At 37.8% G+C, this 14,594-nt stretch carries 15 protein-coding genes; 10 read left to right on the top strand and 5 right to left on the bottom strand.

Annotated elements, in window-relative coordinates:
- Positions 1-82: 82 nt before the first annotated feature.
- Together DBO93_RS02920 and DBO93_RS02915 are read left to right on the top strand one after the other, a co-directional pair.
- Entirely contained in the window at positions 83-439 is a 357-nt protein-coding gene (locus DBO93_RS02920; RefSeq protein ID WP_108454991.1) for a 2'-5' RNA ligase family protein, read from the top strand.
- 331 nt (positions 440-770) lie between these two features.
- Positions 771-1,178 carry a hypothetical protein gene (locus DBO93_RS02915; RefSeq protein WP_108454990.1) on the top strand — a complete coding sequence of 136 codons (408 nt, stop codon included), beginning with the start codon at positions 771-773 and terminating at the stop codon, positions 1,176-1,178.
- Positions 1,179-1,405: 227 nt separating this feature from the next.
- Here the strand turns inward: DBO93_RS02915 and pepB are convergent, their stop codons facing one another.
- Positions 1,406-2,710, bottom strand: coding sequence for an aminopeptidase PepB (gene pepB, locus DBO93_RS02910; protein ID WP_108454989.1), 1,305 nt, complete (start codon positions 2,708-2,710; stop codon positions 1,406-1,408).
- Between the two features lie 230 nt (positions 2,711-2,940).
- On the opposite strand from pepB, the gene DBO93_RS02905 reads away from it, so the two are divergent.
- The 8 genes from DBO93_RS02905 to panC all read left to right on the top strand — a co-directional run bounded on the left by DBO93_RS02905 (position 2,941) and on the right by panC (position 9,993).
- On the top strand, positions 2,941-3,735 hold the full coding sequence (locus tag DBO93_RS02905) for a hypothetical protein (protein ID WP_239059094.1): 795 nt from the start codon (positions 2,941-2,943) through the stop codon (positions 3,733-3,735).
- A gap of 105 nt (positions 3,736-3,840) precedes the next feature.
- On the top strand, positions 3,841-4,551 hold the full coding sequence (gene sfsA / locus DBO93_RS02900) for a DNA/RNA nuclease SfsA (protein ID WP_108454987.1): 711 nt from the start codon (positions 3,841-3,843) through the stop codon (positions 4,549-4,551).
- 296 nt (positions 4,552-4,847) lie between these two features.
- On the top strand, positions 4,848-5,288 hold the full coding sequence (dksA, locus tag DBO93_RS02895; protein ID WP_108454986.1) for an RNA polymerase-binding protein DksA: 441 nt from the start codon (positions 4,848-4,850) through the stop codon (positions 5,286-5,288).
- Positions 5,289-5,320: 32 nt separating this feature from the next.
- A complete protein-coding gene (gluQRS, locus tag DBO93_RS02890) occupies positions 5,321-6,205 on the top strand; it encodes a tRNA glutamyl-Q(34) synthetase GluQRS (protein ID WP_108454985.1) in 885 nt (294 codons plus the stop codon).
- Positions 6,206-6,314: 109 nt separating this feature from the next.
- Positions 6,315-7,727 carry a polynucleotide adenylyltransferase PcnB gene (gene pcnB / locus DBO93_RS02885; protein ID WP_239059093.1) on the top strand — a complete coding sequence of 471 codons (1,413 nt, stop codon included), beginning with the start codon at positions 6,315-6,317 and terminating at the stop codon, positions 7,725-7,727.
- The gene (gene folK / locus DBO93_RS02880) at positions 7,727-8,218 is read left to right on the top strand and encodes a 2-amino-4-hydroxy-6-hydroxymethyldihydropteridine diphosphokinase (protein ID WP_108454983.1); all 492 of its coding nucleotides are present in this window, start codon (positions 7,727-7,729) and stop codon (positions 8,216-8,218) included. The genes pcnB and folK overlap by 1 nt, the downstream gene beginning before the upstream one ends.
- 53 nt (positions 8,219-8,271) lie before the next feature.
- The gene (gene panB, locus DBO93_RS02875) at positions 8,272-9,066 is read left to right on the top strand and encodes a 3-methyl-2-oxobutanoate hydroxymethyltransferase (protein ID WP_108454982.1); all 795 of its coding nucleotides are present in this window, start codon (positions 8,272-8,274) and stop codon (positions 9,064-9,066) included.
- A 78-nt stretch (positions 9,067-9,144) separates the two neighbouring features.
- Positions 9,145-9,993, top strand: coding sequence for a pantoate--beta-alanine ligase (gene panC, locus DBO93_RS02870; protein ID WP_108454981.1), 849 nt, complete (start codon positions 9,145-9,147; stop codon positions 9,991-9,993).
- A gap of 80 nt (positions 9,994-10,073) precedes the next feature.
- Here panC and panP read toward each other — a convergent pair whose 3' ends face one another.
- The 4 genes from panP to DBO93_RS02850 form a co-directional block, all read right to left on the bottom strand.
- Entirely contained in the window at positions 10,074-11,702 is a 1,629-nt protein-coding gene (gene panP / locus DBO93_RS02865; protein WP_108454980.1) for a pyridoxal-dependent aspartate 1-decarboxylase PanP, read from the bottom strand.
- A gap of 423 nt (positions 11,703-12,125) precedes the next feature.
- On the bottom strand, positions 12,126-12,815 hold the full coding sequence (locus tag DBO93_RS02860; RefSeq protein ID WP_108454979.1) for an SAM-dependent methyltransferase: 690 nt from the start codon (positions 12,813-12,815) through the stop codon (positions 12,126-12,128).
- Between the two features lie 44 nt (positions 12,816-12,859).
- Positions 12,860-13,633, bottom strand: a complete 774-nt coding sequence (locus DBO93_RS02855) for an ABC transporter permease (RefSeq protein ID WP_108454978.1) — start codon at positions 13,631-13,633, stop codon at positions 12,860-12,862.
- 5 nt (positions 13,634-13,638) lie between these two features.
- On the bottom strand, positions 13,639-14,580 hold the full coding sequence (locus DBO93_RS02850) for an ABC transporter ATP-binding protein (RefSeq protein ID WP_108454977.1): 942 nt from the start codon (positions 14,578-14,580) through the stop codon (positions 13,639-13,641).
- Between the last annotated feature and the right edge of the window lie 14 nt (positions 14,581-14,594).

Genomic DNA, 14,594 nt, shown 5'->3' with positions numbered 1-14,594 from the left:
TTTGTATCAAGCACTTTATTAAATAATTTATCTTATTTTATGTCACTAATTCTCTAATGCTAAACACAATAACGGAACAAATATGAAAAAACGTATGTTTATTGCCTTAGATATTTCAAGCGCTGATAAAGTCAACGTTGCGCAATGGCGAAAGCAACATTTAGACTTACCATTTAAAGCAATTGATGAAAATAACTTTCATGTCACATTGGCTTTTCTTGGCTTACTAGAGCAAGAAAAACAAGCCAATTTAACAGTACTAATTAATCAACAGCACCATTTAATTCAACAACAACTCAGGATGTTAGCAACACAAGATATCAGCTTTTCTTTACATTTATCCAAAGTTGGGTACTTTAAAAAAGCGCAGGTATTACATCTTATGCCGGAAAGTTGTCCCCATTGGTTGATGTATTTAAATAAGGTGATTGTTGAGTAAAGTCTAAACAGCAATATCACATTAGAAAATTATCGCTACCAACCTCACTTAAGCTTATACCGTAAAGCAAAGTCATCATTAATTGAGACTAACAATATCATCGAAAAGACAGCTGTAAATCAGACATTAAGTATCAAGAGCTTTAGCTTATATCACTCATTATCTTCAGAATATGGCGTTCAATATATGCCAATTCAAACGTGGAGGCTTTAAATTAAATTGGTTAATTTACATACAAATTAAATTTGCAAATTTTAAAATTTATGCTTACTTGGCAAAAGAATAAAATGCTGCTATCACTTGTGACCCTATTTTTAAATGGAGTTTGATAATGGAAACAATAGTCGAGGATAAGTATTCGATAGCGTCACGATCGAACATTTTACAAGTTGAAGCCTTCGGTCCATTTAATGACCAAGTAACTGAAAAATATATTGACGATATGTACAGTGCTTGTGATCAGTTTTCTGGTCAACCTTGGGGGTTATTAATTACTTTTTATGGTAACAGTGTTTTTTCGCCTGAAGCTGAGGAAGCCCTTATCAAGGTCAATAAATACCGAGTAGAAAAAGGCTTAATTGCTAATGCTAGTGTGCTAATTGATAGCAGTACCGCGGATATTCAACAATTGCAGTTACGCAGAATTTACCAAGCATGTAATATTACTTTTTATGTTTTTAGTGACATCAACTGTGCTCAATCTTGGTTAGAACAATATTTACAGTACAACAAGACTTAATAAGAGGTTGAAATATAGACTTGCCGACTCTTCAGAAGTTTTCGGCCTTACATTTTAGACAACTAATACCTATTTCTATATTCCCTCATTTCGCCTGACGAAAAAATAAAAATTATTACAGGGTTAGAAAGTTATTTCTGCCAATGCTCAATAGCGCTTTAGCGATAAGAATAGCGAAAGCTTTGAACTTCCGCCATTCGTTGTCTTAATAAAATCTTAATTGATTATTATTGAGTAATTAAGTCGGCAATGGTAGCGATACAAAGACCTGTTGCGCCTGCTGCCCAAAGTCCAGACTCAGTTCCATTGTAAGCGCCTGCTAAGTCAAAGTGTAACCAGCCAGCACCGTCATTATCAACAAAACGTGATAAAAAGCCTGCTGCATTACTTGCTCCACCAGCTCCGCCACCTTTTACTGTACGACTATTTGCTGTATCAGCAAAAACTGACGGACACTTATCTTGATGCCAAGGCTCAAGAGGTAATTGCCAAATAGCTTCGCCAGTTGCGGTTGCAGAAGTTTGAGCTTTAGCTACTGCACTTTGGTCAAGTGCGAACAAAGCAGTGTAATCACCACCTGTGGCACCTACAGCAGCACCCGTTAATGTCGCCGCATCGATAATCATCGGCGCACCCGTTGCACTTGCCGCCATCAAACCATCGGCAAGTACAAGACGACCTTCAGCATCGGTATTGGCTATTTCACAAGTAACACCGTTTTTATAAGTAATAATATCGCCAAGTTTATAAGCATCACGGCTGATCATATTTTCTGCACAACAAAGGTACAATTTAACGCGTTGATTTAATCCTTGCTTCATTGCCAATGCTAAAGCACCTGCAACAACGGCAGCTCCGCCCATATCGCACTTCATATCAAACATGCCTGCGTTACTTTTTATACTATAACCACCACTATCAAAAGTAATCCCCTTGCCGACTAGGCATGCCGCTACTTGAGCGTTGTCGTCACCCGTAGGATTAAAGTCTAACTCGAGTAAGCAGGGTTCATTAACACTACCTTTACCTACATTGTAAATACCCATCCATTGCTGTTCTTTCAACGCTTCACCTTGAATAAGGCGTGACGAAACATGCGCTGGTGCAATATTTTTAATATAGTCTGTGGCCAGTTCGGCTAATTTTAATGGATATAGCTCTGCCGGAGTTTGGTTAGTTAAATCACGGCTCCAAGCATAAACGGCTAATTTATTATTCAGGCGTTCAATTAAAGCGGGGTCGCCACAAAAGCTGATATTTTCTAATTTATTAACACAACTAAAACCAAGTGCAAATGCCCATTGGCTTGCTTCGTTCCAGTCGTTACCTTGTAAAGTCGCATGCTCAATGCCTAGTTTTTCTATTTTACGTGCGGCCATTTGAATTTTTCGTAAGCGAAAATCAGCGTCTTGTGGTAAATAAATAGCAATATTATCTTGGGTAATTTGAAGAGTTTTATCTTGCTGCCAACCTTGAGTAAGATTAGTTGGGGTCAACGTTATTGATACTGGGGCAGAATTAGCTGTTGTCATGTTATCGCCTTTACATTAATTTTAAGCTGATAGTTTACACTACATAAATAAATAATTAACCTAAACACCTAGTTGACCAATAAGGCTTTCTTATTAGATATCGGCTAAATGTTAGATCAATCACTAAAGCTCACGTAGTTTAATATATTTGAGCATTTATAATACAAGGTTTTAAAAAAATGAGCTTGAGTCACTATAAAATTAATTATTTTCTCATAGTATTTTTCCTGATGATGGCAAACCATGTTCAAGCCCATAACAAGAGCTGGATTTTAATCGATAATTTTGAACAAAAAAATAACCTTGTCGGGTGGACCAAAGCTGATACTAAAAATGACACTGCGCCTAACATCCCTAACCCTCAGGTCACTGAACAACGTAGTGAAAAGTTACATTCAAAAGATAATACTTACCTAATTAAAAAACCCGCTGCAGAAAATATTATAGGCAACCGAAAAGCCCTCACCTATAAAAAGTTGCCTGTACAGGTAGCCGTTGGAGAAAGCTACACGTTTTATACTCGAATAAATGTTGAGTCTTTCCCTAACAATCATGCTTTTGGCATAAGCAACATGCACCCGAAAGACATTGAACTTAACGATTATAACGCTTTTGAACCCACGCTCAGAGTAACCGATAAAACTGAATCGAATGGCTTAATCAATACTGGGGCGCTTATGGTAAAAGTCGAAAAAGGCTACGCTAATATTGTTAATCCTGTAACCCAGAAAGATGCAAAGCCTTTAATAGCAGGAGTTTGGTACCAAATATGGTATGTCGTGAATAACGCCTTATTAAGTGATAATGGACAAACGTATGATGTATACATACAAGGCTCAGACGAATTTCCTACTCAGACAAAAGTTTATACAAATGCTACATTTAGAATGGCGAGAGAATTGCCGCTTATATATTTTCTAATGAATGCTAATACTGGACCAAAGTCACACCCTTATGGTAACGGTGGGGTAAAGTATGACGATTTATATATGTCGAAAAACGTGAACCTATCGAAGCCTATGTAAATGATAAGCGAGTGTTTATATCTGCCAATGAATTAGCAGTTCAAGACTGAATAACGTAAAATAAACGAAATACTCTTTACCATTCAAAATAAACCATTCAATAAAATGGAAATTAACCTCAAAAAGGCGACGTTGATTAAACGTTACAAACGTTTTCTCGCCGATATAACATTAGAAGATGATAGTGACTGTACCATTCATGTAGCAAACACAGGAGCAATGAGTGGCTGTGCGATACCTAATGATATTGTTTGGTATAGTACTTCTGACAATTTAAAACGCAAATATCCTTTTAGCTGGGAATTAACACAAACTCAAAATAATGACTTTATTTGTGTCAATACACTTCGCGCTAATCAACTGGCAGAAAAAGCCATTTTAAATGGCACTATTTCAGAGCTACAAGGATTTGAAACATTAAATCGTGAAGTTAAATATGGTGAAGAGAATAGTAAAATAGATTTCCACTTAACCAATAAGAATGGTTTTGAAACTTTTATTGAAGTAAAAAGTGTGACGCTACTTGAAGATAATCAAGGTTATTTTCCTGATGCGATCACACTTCGCGGGCAAAAACATTTACGTGAGTTAATAGCCGTTGCTGCAAAAGGTCATAGAGCGGTACTTTTATTTGCTGTGCTCCATTCAGGTATCAATGACGTAAAACCTGCTGAACATATTGACCTTAAATACACAAAGCTATTACGTGAAGCAAGCCAACAAGGCGTTGAAATCATAGCTTACAAAGTTATATTTAAAAAAGAACAACTTAAATTTAACGTTGCTTTAACCAACAAAGTCCCTGTAATACTTTAGCGATAACTAAGAAATAGCAAGAATAATGATTGACGTAGGGGCTATAAACTTGCTAAAAGAGCTTGCTCAAAAATTATTGTCACTTTAATTAAAGTTTAGACAGCAGATAAGATTAAAAAATACTTTCAATTTTATCATGATTATTTATCAATTAAGCCTTGAATTTTATACTAGCTAACACAATATATGTGGAATATTACAGGTCTACATAAATTGGCAGTTGCAACCAAGCGATGACGTTACATGATGTAACGATGCACCGTCGAATTAGGTCTAGTAGCATTAGGAGAATTAGCATGCCAACACAGAAAACATTAGGTATTTTAGCATTAGCGGGCGTTAACCCTTACGTCGAAAAACCTAAAGAAGAATACATGAATGGCGCGCAACTAGAACATTTCAAGAAAATTCTAGATGCGTGGCGTATACAACTTCGTCAAGAAGTCGATCGTACCGTAACGCATATGCAGGACGAAGCAGCAAACTTCCCAGATCCTGTTGACCGTGCGGCTCAAGAAGAAGAGTTTAGCCTTGAATTACGTACTCGTGACCGTGAACGTAAGCTAATAAAGAAAATTGAAAAGACTTTACAATTAATCGAAGACGATGACTTTGGTTTTTGTAACTCTTGTGGCATAGAAATCGGTATTCGCCGTTTAGAAGCCCGTCCAACTGCTGATCTTTGTATTGAATGTAAAACATTACAAGAAATCAAAGAACGCCAACTCGCAGGTTAATACCTTCGACCTTGTTGGAATTTAAGAAAGCTATGCGACCCAATATTGTTCAACAATATCGCGGTCGCTTTGCTCCATCCCCTTCTGGTCTTTTACATTTCGGTTCTTTAATTGCTGCATTGGCGAGTTATCTAGACGCTAAGCATAATAACGGCCTATGGCTTGTTAGAATTGAAGATATTGATCCCCCAAGAGAAAAAGCAGGTGCGAGTACAGACATTCTGCAAACCTTAGAACTTTTTGGCTTGCATTGGGATGAGCAAGTACTCTATCAAAGCCAACAAAGTTCGCTATATCGCGAAGTATTAGCCGATTTAGCCCAACAAAAACTCAGTTATTATTGTCACTGTACTCGAGCTAAAATTAAAGCTCTTGGTGGTATTTACCAAGGCCATTGCCGAGGTTTAGCACAGCCAGAAGCTGACAGTGCTACGCGTGTAATTAACACTTTCGGTATCTCACAATTTAACGATATTATTCAAGGCCATGTCGCTTGTAATCAAGAGCTTGCGCAAGAAGATTTTATCGTGCTAAGAAAAGATGGCTTATTTGCTTATCAATTAGCGGTGGTGGTTGACGATATCTATCAAAATATTACCCATGTTATTCGCGGCTGTGATCTGCTCGAACCAACAGCACGACAATTGAGCTTTTACCAAACATTGCAACAAAAACCGCCAAGTTACGGCCACTTTCCTTTAGCCGTTGCTAAGCCTGGATTTAAATTAAGTAAGCAGAATAACGCACCAGAAGTTGATAAAAACAATCCCATCCCTTCACTATTTTCAGCATTAAAATTTCTTGGCCAACAACCGCCTAATGAGTTACTTCAAGCCAACGTTGCTGAGCTTTTAAGCTGGGCAATCACTCATTGGTCGATAAGCCAAGTGCCAAAATCACAAGAAATCGTTCTATAAGCCGTTTTTTCACACTGTTTCCATTCTCTTTTTGCTTGCACTGTTATATCATTGCGCGAGAAATTTAATGATAAAACTGGGGTCCACCATTATCAAAAGCGTCATCAATTTGTGTAAAAAAGTACTTGGAAAAACACGAAAAAATAACTCTACTCTGCCTTCATTTGAGCAGCCAATTATACTTTCTCGTGATCAGCACCCTGTATCTAGAAAACACATGAGTCACAATGCTTTAAAAGTATTGTATCGCTTAAATAAAGGTGGCTATGACGCTTACCTCGTTGGCGGTGGTGTCCGCGATATTATTTTAGGTTTAACGCCTAAAGATTTCGATATTGCGACCAATGCAACCCCTGAACAAATTAAAGCCTTGTTTCGTAACTGTCGTCTTATTGGTCGTCGCTTTCGTCTTGCACATATTGTTTTTGGTCGTGAAATTATTGAAGTTGCCACATTTAGGGGCCATCACGACAGTGATGAAGATAAAAATTGTCAAAAAACGTCAAAGCAAAGTGAAGATGGTATGTTACTGCGAGACAACATTTATGGCAGTATTGAAGAAGACGCTGAACGTCGAGACTTCACCATCAATGCGCTTTATTATTCAGCCAAAGACTTTAAAGTTTATGACTTTGCCAATGGCGTAGCAGATGTTTATGCCAAACAAATTCGCTTAATTGGTGACCCAGAAACACGCTACCGTGAAGATCCCGTTAGAATGCTTAGGGCGATTCGTTTTTCGACAAAACTCGGCATGGAAATTCATGCAGATACTAAAGCACCCATAAAATCTCTAGCTCCGCTGATGGCCAATATTCCGCCAGCTCGCTTATTTGAAGAGTTTTTGAAGTTGTTTATGTCAGGTAAAGCGGTAGAAAACTTTCAATTACTTCGTGAATATAGCTTATTTCAGTATTTTTTCCCTGCAGTAGATCAACAACTTAATCAACAATCTCAAGTATATTTAGCCGACTTTATTGCCCTTGCAATGAAGAATACTGATTATCGAGTTAATAATGATCAACGTGTAACACCTGCATTTTTGTTTGCTGCAATGCTTTGGTATCCAATGCAAGAGCATATAGAGCGCTTGAACAGTGAAACACAACTCACGCCACAAGATGCATTTTTTGGTGCGTTAAGCGAGATAATGTCAGAGCAACAACGTAGTATCGCTATTCCAAAACGCTTTCAAGCGGTAATGAAAGATATTTGGATTTTACAAGAAAAATTAGCGCGTCGAGATGGCAAGCGTGCATATAAAGCACTTGAGCACCCTAAGTTTAGAGCAGGTTATGACTTTCTCTTGTTACGAGCTGAAATTGAAGGTGCCATCAACAAAAATGTTGAGGAAGTTGCTGCACTTCAAGAATTGGCTAAATGGTGGGGAGATTTTCAAGCCTGCAATATAGAAACACAACAAGTGATGGTTAAAAGTGTAGTGGCAAACAAAAGTGGTCCTCGCCGAGCAATTCGAAAGCGCAGAAAGCCTCGAGTACAAAATTCGAGTAACGAAGCGTAATGCCACTCGCCTATATTGGATTAGGTAGTAACTTATCTGATCCTCAAGCACAAATATCTGCCGCGTTAGAGAAATTGCACCAACTTAAATGCTGTATTGTAACTCAAGTATCTTCTTTATATTTCAGTCGTCCCATGGGGCCGCAAGATCAACCTGATTATATGAATGCGGTAGTGGCTATTGAAACTAGCTTCAGCGCTATTGAGTTACTTGAACAGCTGCAAGAAATTGAAAACATGACTGGTCGTATTCGAAAAGACAATCGTTGGGGCGCTCGAATATTAGACTTAGACATTATATTATTTGATCAACAAGTCATTAATACTGCACGCTTAACCATTCCACATTACGGCTTAAAGCAACGAGAGTTTGTATTACTGCCGTTAGCTGAAATAGCACCCAATCTATTTTTACCGGATGGTGATAGTATTAATGAATTGGCCAGTAAGATAGCGAAAAATGGGCTAAAAATTCACAGTAAGTTAAGTTAGAATATCAACGTTAGCATTATAATAATACGGCATCATAAACAACGGAAAATAATATGGCTAAAATAACAACTGCCACCTTAATGAAAATGAAGCAACAAGGTGAAAAAATAACCACCATTACCGCTTATGATGCCAGCTTTGCGAAACTATTCGATCAAGCAGGTATTCACGCCATATTAATTGGTGACTCTCTAGGCATGGTTTTACAAGGCCATGACGATACTCTCCCTGTTGATATTGACCAAATGGCATATCACACACAATGTGTAAAACGCGGTGTTGAAAACACTTTAATTATTGCTGATATGCCGTTTATGAGTTACGCAACCACTGAACAAGCCTATATAAACGCTGCTAAATTAATGCAAGCGGGTGCTAGTATTGTAAAAATTGAAGGTGGTGAATGGTTAGAAGAAACGATTAAAGGCCTAGTTGAACGTGGTATTCCTGTTTGTGCTCATTTAGGTTTAACACCCCAGTCGGTCAACGTTTTTGGTGGATTTAAAGTACAAGGCAGAGACAGTGCCAAAGCTCAAGAAATGATCGAAAATGCCAAAGCATTAGAAGCCGCTGGCGCTCAGTTACTCGTGCTAGAATGTATTCCAAGCAGTTTAGGCAAGGCCATTACTGAGGCCGTATCGATACCTACTATAGGTATTGGCGCAGGCAAAGACACCGATGGTCAAATTTTAGTTATGCATGACGCCTTAGGTATTTCGTGTAGTTACATGCCAAAGTTTTCACGTAACTTTTTAATCGATACTGGCGATATTCAAAAAGCCGTAGAGCTGTATATTGACGAAGTCAGTAAGGGTAACTTTCCTGGACCCGAGCATATTTTTAAATAAGTATTATCAATAAGATTAATTTCTAGGGTGCTAAGAGCAAGTGAGCACTTTAAACATCGAGTAAAAAGTAGAATAACCATGCAAACAATTGAAAAAATTTCGAGTTTACGCAGCGAAATTAATCTTTGGCGACAAAAAGGCCTTAAAATTGCTTTTGTGCCTACTATGGGTAATTTACATCAAGGACATATTGCCTTGGTCGAAAAAGCCAAATTAGTTGCCGATAAAGTCGTGGCGAGTATTTTTGTTAACCCGATGCAATTTGGCGTAAATGAAGATATTGATAATTACCCTCGCACAATGGCTGATGATCAAGCAAAATTATTAGCCGCTGGTTGCGATGTATTATTTACCCCAACACCCGCTATTATTTATCCTAAAGGGCTAGATAACCAATCATTCGTTGAAGTACCCAATGTTTCACAAAGCTATTGTGGCGAAAGCCGCCCAGGGCATTTTCGTGGTGTAACAACGGTAGTTTGTAAATTGTTTAATTTAGTACAACCTGATATTGCTTGCTTTGGTTTAAAAGATTATCAACAAGTACAAGTTATTCAAACCATGGTTGAAGATTTATCCATGCCAATTGAAATAATTCCCGTTGAAACAGTCCGAGAACTTTCAGGCTTGGCTTTAAGCTCGCGAAATAATTACCTCAGTGTTGAAGAAAAGAAAATAGCGCCGGCATTGAGCCAAAATATTCAATGGCTAGCGAAAGAAATTCAACATAATAATGACTTCATTGGCTTAGCAAAGAAGGCCGCTGGCTATATCAACAATGCAGGAATGAGAACGGATTATATTCATATTTGTCACGCCCGCACACTGCAACCAGCCAGTGAAGACGATAAAGAATTAGTCATACTTGCGGCAGCGCACTGCGGTAAAGCCAGGTTGATTGATAACTTACAAGTGCAATTAGCTTAAATATATTTCGGTGAGTTGAGCAACGTACTTACGAACATTAAAGCGACTACTTAGTTAGTCGCTTTTTTATGCCATGAACTTTATTTCAGCGATAAAAGTTGAGGGAGAAAGTTTTCACTCTCTTGTGCTAATAGCACTTGCTCTGCTAACACATCTTGTAGAATAGTTTTTGACGTTAACGGGTTGGCTAATACCACTCTAAAAACTAACGTTTTACGACCTTGGTATTTTTGTACTTCGATACGGGTTCTAGAAACAAAAGACTTGCCATTTTCACGTTGACGCTTTTGAATGAATTTTGTCAACTTATCAAGCAATAGGTTCATTTCTTCTTGTTTTAGGTCATCAGCATTAGCCAATACTTTTTGTACACAAGCAGGGTTATAGCGATACGTTAATAAGCATAATTCTGGTTTAGTGACCAATTCAAAATCGGCATGTTGGGTGATCAACTCGGCAAAATAATTCGCTTTTTCAATACTATTATTAATCAGTAACTCATAGCCAGGTCGACTAATAACGTGCAATGCAGAGTACACCAACATTGCCATACCAGGTCTTGAACCTTCAAGCGTATGGCTACCTAAATCTTTTGATCCTTTGCGCAAAATATATTCGGCATGATGTTCAATTGCAGCAACAGAAGCAGGGTTTTTAAACACCACTAAGCCAGCTCCCATTGGCACATACATTTGTTTATGTGCATCAATAGTCACTGAGTCGGCTAACTCTATACCTTTTAGTAGTGGACGATACTTATTAGATAAAAGAGTCGCGCCACCCCACGCTGCATCAACATGAAAGTGTGCTTGGTAGCGTTGAGCAATATTAGCCATTTTATCAAGCGGGTCTATATTGCCAGTTTCAGTGGTGCCAGCAACACCCACTATACTGAGTACCCGAATATTCTGGCTTGCTAACTGCTGACATTTAGCTTCAAGCAGTTTGCAGTCAATTTTATTATTTTCATCGGTTGGAATAGCAATAACACTGTCTTGGCCTATGCCTAAAATATCTGCTGATTTTTTCAGAGAATAGTGACCACGTGCGGAAACTAAAATAGCTAAGCCATCGTATTGATAGTGCTTAAGTGCGTTAAACAAGCCCTCTCGTGCTACACCTTTAAAGTTCCCATTAGGTTTAAGCAAGTTATTACGCGCCACCCAAAGTGCCGTTAAATTTGCTACAGTCCCACCTGAACAAAACGCACCCAAAGAATGATTCGCACTGTGCATCCATTGCTGGTAAAAGGGTTCGTCATCTTGGTAAACCAAACGATGCATCATACCCAGAACTTGTCGTTCCATTGGGGTAAATGCTTTAGAGGTTTCTATTTTTACCAAATTTTGATTTAAGCCGACCATCAATTTCGAAAGCGGTAAAATAAAGTACGGTAAAGCAGAGGTCATATGACCGATAAAATTTGGACTTGAAGTATGAACGGACTGAGACACTAACTTATCAAGTAAGTGCTGCATATGGTCTGAAACAAAAGCAGGCTCTTCAGGGATCTTAGGATCCGCAAAATCTTTTTCAATTTCGCTTAAAGCTTGTTCAGTGGCCGCAATGTGCTCACCCAGAAAACCAGCTAAGTTCTGAGATATGTCATTCTCAATGCGTCCCAATGTAGAATCGGGTGCAACTGGAATGGTAAAAATACGATGTAAAGACTCTTCAGATACTTTTGCCGCGCGTTTACTGACCGTCATACTTATTCACTATTAACTACTTGCCCGAAGCAAGTTGAGGTTTATATAAGATCGGCACTTTAATAAAAATAGCAGCAAATGTCTCGTTATTTCCACCAATTTTGATGTTAAAAGCAAATTTTAATTGCAATAAAGTTGCTCTTAGCCCAGCAGAGTTGCGATATAAACTAAGCCGAGTTCAACAATCGCTAAACTACTTAATGCCATCATAAATACAGTTTTTTTAATATTATTAGTCATGGTATTCGTCCTAAATTTCACGTTGATATAACTAAGTAATATCAACATTCAGGCCAAAACTGTAACCACTTGAAATAAAAGGTATAAAAAAAATAACGCTTATAAACCAGTTAGGTGATTCATAATTATTAGCTAATAAATTGTTAATTTAACCAAAATATTGTCTTTAATTTAACACTAGAATTATTTGGAAATATGTAATTGCCAACATTGCTGGCCACTTGCATGAAATTTAGCCTCAAATGGGGTTAGAGGCTGAGTAACGTTAATGGTTGATATTGTGCCTTGGAAATTTAAAATGCCCGCTGCCACTTGAAACTCTTCCAAATAAAGTAGCCAATTACTGCGTAAAATAATTTCCTGCCCTATAGCGACTATTTGTGGAAAAACCGCACTACCGTGCCAACGTCTTTGCACATGTTTAGCTTTTGGCCAAGGATTTGGATATAAAATATAATGCTGAGTAACTTGCCAATTAGCGGCAACTACCAAACGATAAAAATCATTTAAATCAGCACGTACTAAATGAAAATTATTAACTGTGCCTTCGCCATTATCCAGTTTAACTTCATCAACGTTACGGTTAATTCTATGGGCTGATTTATCAACACCTATAACTAAGGCATCAGGATTTTGCTTTGCTATTAAGCGCGTACTTTGGCCAACACCACAACACGAATCAAGAATAACCTCACCTGAAAAAGCCTGCACAATTTCATTTATCTCATCAAAGGCTTGCTGAGTGTGTGCTTGTATCGGCTTTTGAGAAGGATGCGCAATATGCTTGTTAACAATTTCAACCAGTTTTTCATGTACACCAGGTTGATTCGTTACAATGGCTTTAGAGTCACCGGTTATTTCCGTGTTGTTCATCAAATACTACCTATAAAAATTCAATACGTTAATGACTAATGATATTAGCTTCTTAAGCCAATACCTTTAGTAATTAATACCATAGCAATGGTATATAAACTGACAATAAACACACCAAGTACGGTAAAAGACAAGGTTAAGCTGACATCAGAAATACCTAAAAAGCCATATCGAAAGGCGTTAACCATATATACAATAGGGTTAATTTGAGAAACACCCTGCCAAAACTCAGGTAATAAACTGATAGAATAAAATACGCCACCTAAATAGGTTAATGGTGTAAGAATAAACGTTGGAATAATCGATATATCGTCAAAACTACCAGCAAAAATAGCGTTAATTAATCCGCCTAAAGCAAAGGTGGCTGATGTTAGCGCAACCGTTACAATAATGACCCAAATATTATGAATTTGAATATCAACAAAAAACATTGAAACTAAAGTCACAATGCCCCCCACTAACATCCCACGCGCCATACCGCCACCTACATATCCAGCAACAATAACCCAATTAGGCACAGGCGCCACTAGCATTTCTTCTACGTTACGTTGCCATTTAGCACTGAAAAATGACGAAGCTACATTAGAATATGAATTTGTAATAACACTCATCATGATCAAACCAGGCACAATAAATGACATGTAATCAAAGCCACCCATTTGTCCAATACGTGAACCAATCAATGAACCAAAAATAACAAAATACAAACTAATGGTGATTGCTGGTGGTACTAATGTTTGCACCCAAATACGCATAAAGCGGTGGATCTCTTTATGCATAATACTTTTAAGCGCAATGATATTTCTAGAAGATGCCATGATACTTATTCCTTAACTGCGCTTTTGTTCGATACTTTACCACTACCCACTAGCCCTACAAATAGCTCTTCTAGTCGATTACTCTTATTGCGCATACTTAATACTTCAATGCCTTGATTATTTAGTTCTGTAAACACTGAATTAATCGTTTGAGTTTTTTTCACGTCAACTTCTAATGTGTGTCCGTCAATAACTCTAGAACTTAATCCAGCCAACTCGCTAGGTGAACTGTTAGGCTTCAAATCAAACACAAATGTTTCAACATCTAATTTAGCGAGTAACGATTTCATATCGGTATTTTCAACAATAATACCTGAGTCAATAATGGCAATGTTACGACAAAGCATTTCTGCTTCTTCTAAATAATGCGTCGTTAATATGATGGTGATACCTTGTTTATTAAGCTCACGTAAAAACTCCCACATTGAGCGTCTAAGTTCAATATCAACACCGGCAGTTGGTTCATCAAGTATCAGCATTTTAGGCTCATGCATTAAAGCGCGTGCAATCATTAATCGACGCTTCATGCCACCTGAAAGCATACGGGCTGCGTCATTGCGCTTTTCCCATAAATTAAGCTGCTTTAAATATTTTTCAGCTCGCTGTAAAGCTAACTTGCGCTCAACACCGTAGTAACCCGCTTGGTTAACTAAAATTTTCATTAATGATTCAAACTGATTAAAGTTAAACTCTTGCGGAACTAAGCCTATAAAGCTTTTAGCTGCTTCAAGTTCTTGATCAATATCATGACCAAAAACTGCTACTTTTCCGGCAGTTTTATTCACTAATGAAGTAATAATACCAATAGTGGTCGATTTACCTGCGCCGTTAGGGCCAAGTAAAGCGAAAAAATCGCCTTGATTAACTGTCAGGTCAATACCTTTAAGTGCCTGAAAGCCACCTTTATAGGTTTTAGTTAATCCGGATATTTCTAATGCTGGTAGCATAGCGAACCTCAAAA

It is taken from the genome of Colwellia sp. Arc7-D (assembly GCF_003061515.1).
GTDB lineage: Bacteria > Pseudomonadota > Gammaproteobacteria > Enterobacterales > Alteromonadaceae > Cognaticolwellia.
The sequence above is the reverse complement of the archived record's forward strand: the minus strand, read 5'-3'. Positions and strand labels throughout refer to the sequence as shown.

Excerpts from the sequence above, each read along its gene's own strand:
- pepB (WP_108454989.1), bottom strand. The coding sequence starts at position 2,710 with ATGACAACAGCTAATTCTGCCCCAGTATCAATAACGTTGACCCCAACT.
- DBO93_RS02850 (WP_108454977.1), bottom strand. The coding sequence starts at position 14,580 with ATGCTACCAGCATTAGAAATATCCGGATTAACTAAAACCTATAAAGGT.
- dksA (WP_108454986.1), top strand. The coding sequence starts at position 4,848 with ATGCCAACACAGAAAACATTAGGTATTTTAGCATTAGCGGGCGTTAAC.
- DBO93_RS02920 (WP_108454991.1), top strand. The coding sequence starts at position 83 with ATGAAAAAACGTATGTTTATTGCCTTAGATATTTCAAGCGCTGATAAA.
- sfsA (WP_108454987.1), top strand. The coding sequence starts at position 3,841 with ATGGAAATTAACCTCAAAAAGGCGACGTTGATTAAACGTTACAAACGT.
- DBO93_RS02915 (WP_108454990.1), top strand. The coding sequence starts at position 771 with ATGGAAACAATAGTCGAGGATAAGTATTCGATAGCGTCACGATCGAAC.
- DBO93_RS02860 (WP_108454979.1), bottom strand. The coding sequence starts at position 12,815 with ATGAACAACACGGAAATAACCGGTGACTCTAAAGCCATTGTAACGAAT.
- panP (WP_108454980.1), bottom strand. The coding sequence starts at position 11,702 with ATGACGGTCAGTAAACGCGCGGCAAAAGTATCTGAAGAGTCTTTACAT.
- DBO93_RS02855 (WP_108454978.1), bottom strand. The coding sequence starts at position 13,633 with ATGGCATCTTCTAGAAATATCATTGCGCTTAAAAGTATTATGCATAAA.
- panC (WP_108454981.1), top strand. The coding sequence starts at position 9,145 with ATGCAAACAATTGAAAAAATTTCGAGTTTACGCAGCGAAATTAATCTT.
- panB (WP_108454982.1), top strand. The coding sequence starts at position 8,272 with ATGGCTAAAATAACAACTGCCACCTTAATGAAAATGAAGCAACAAGGT.
- DBO93_RS02905 (WP_239059094.1), top strand. The coding sequence starts at position 2,941 with ATGATGGCAAACCATGTTCAAGCCCATAACAAGAGCTGGATTTTAATC.
- gluQRS (WP_108454985.1), top strand. The coding sequence starts at position 5,321 with ATGCGACCCAATATTGTTCAACAATATCGCGGTCGCTTTGCTCCATCC.
- folK (WP_108454983.1), top strand. The coding sequence starts at position 7,727 with ATGCCACTCGCCTATATTGGATTAGGTAGTAACTTATCTGATCCTCAA.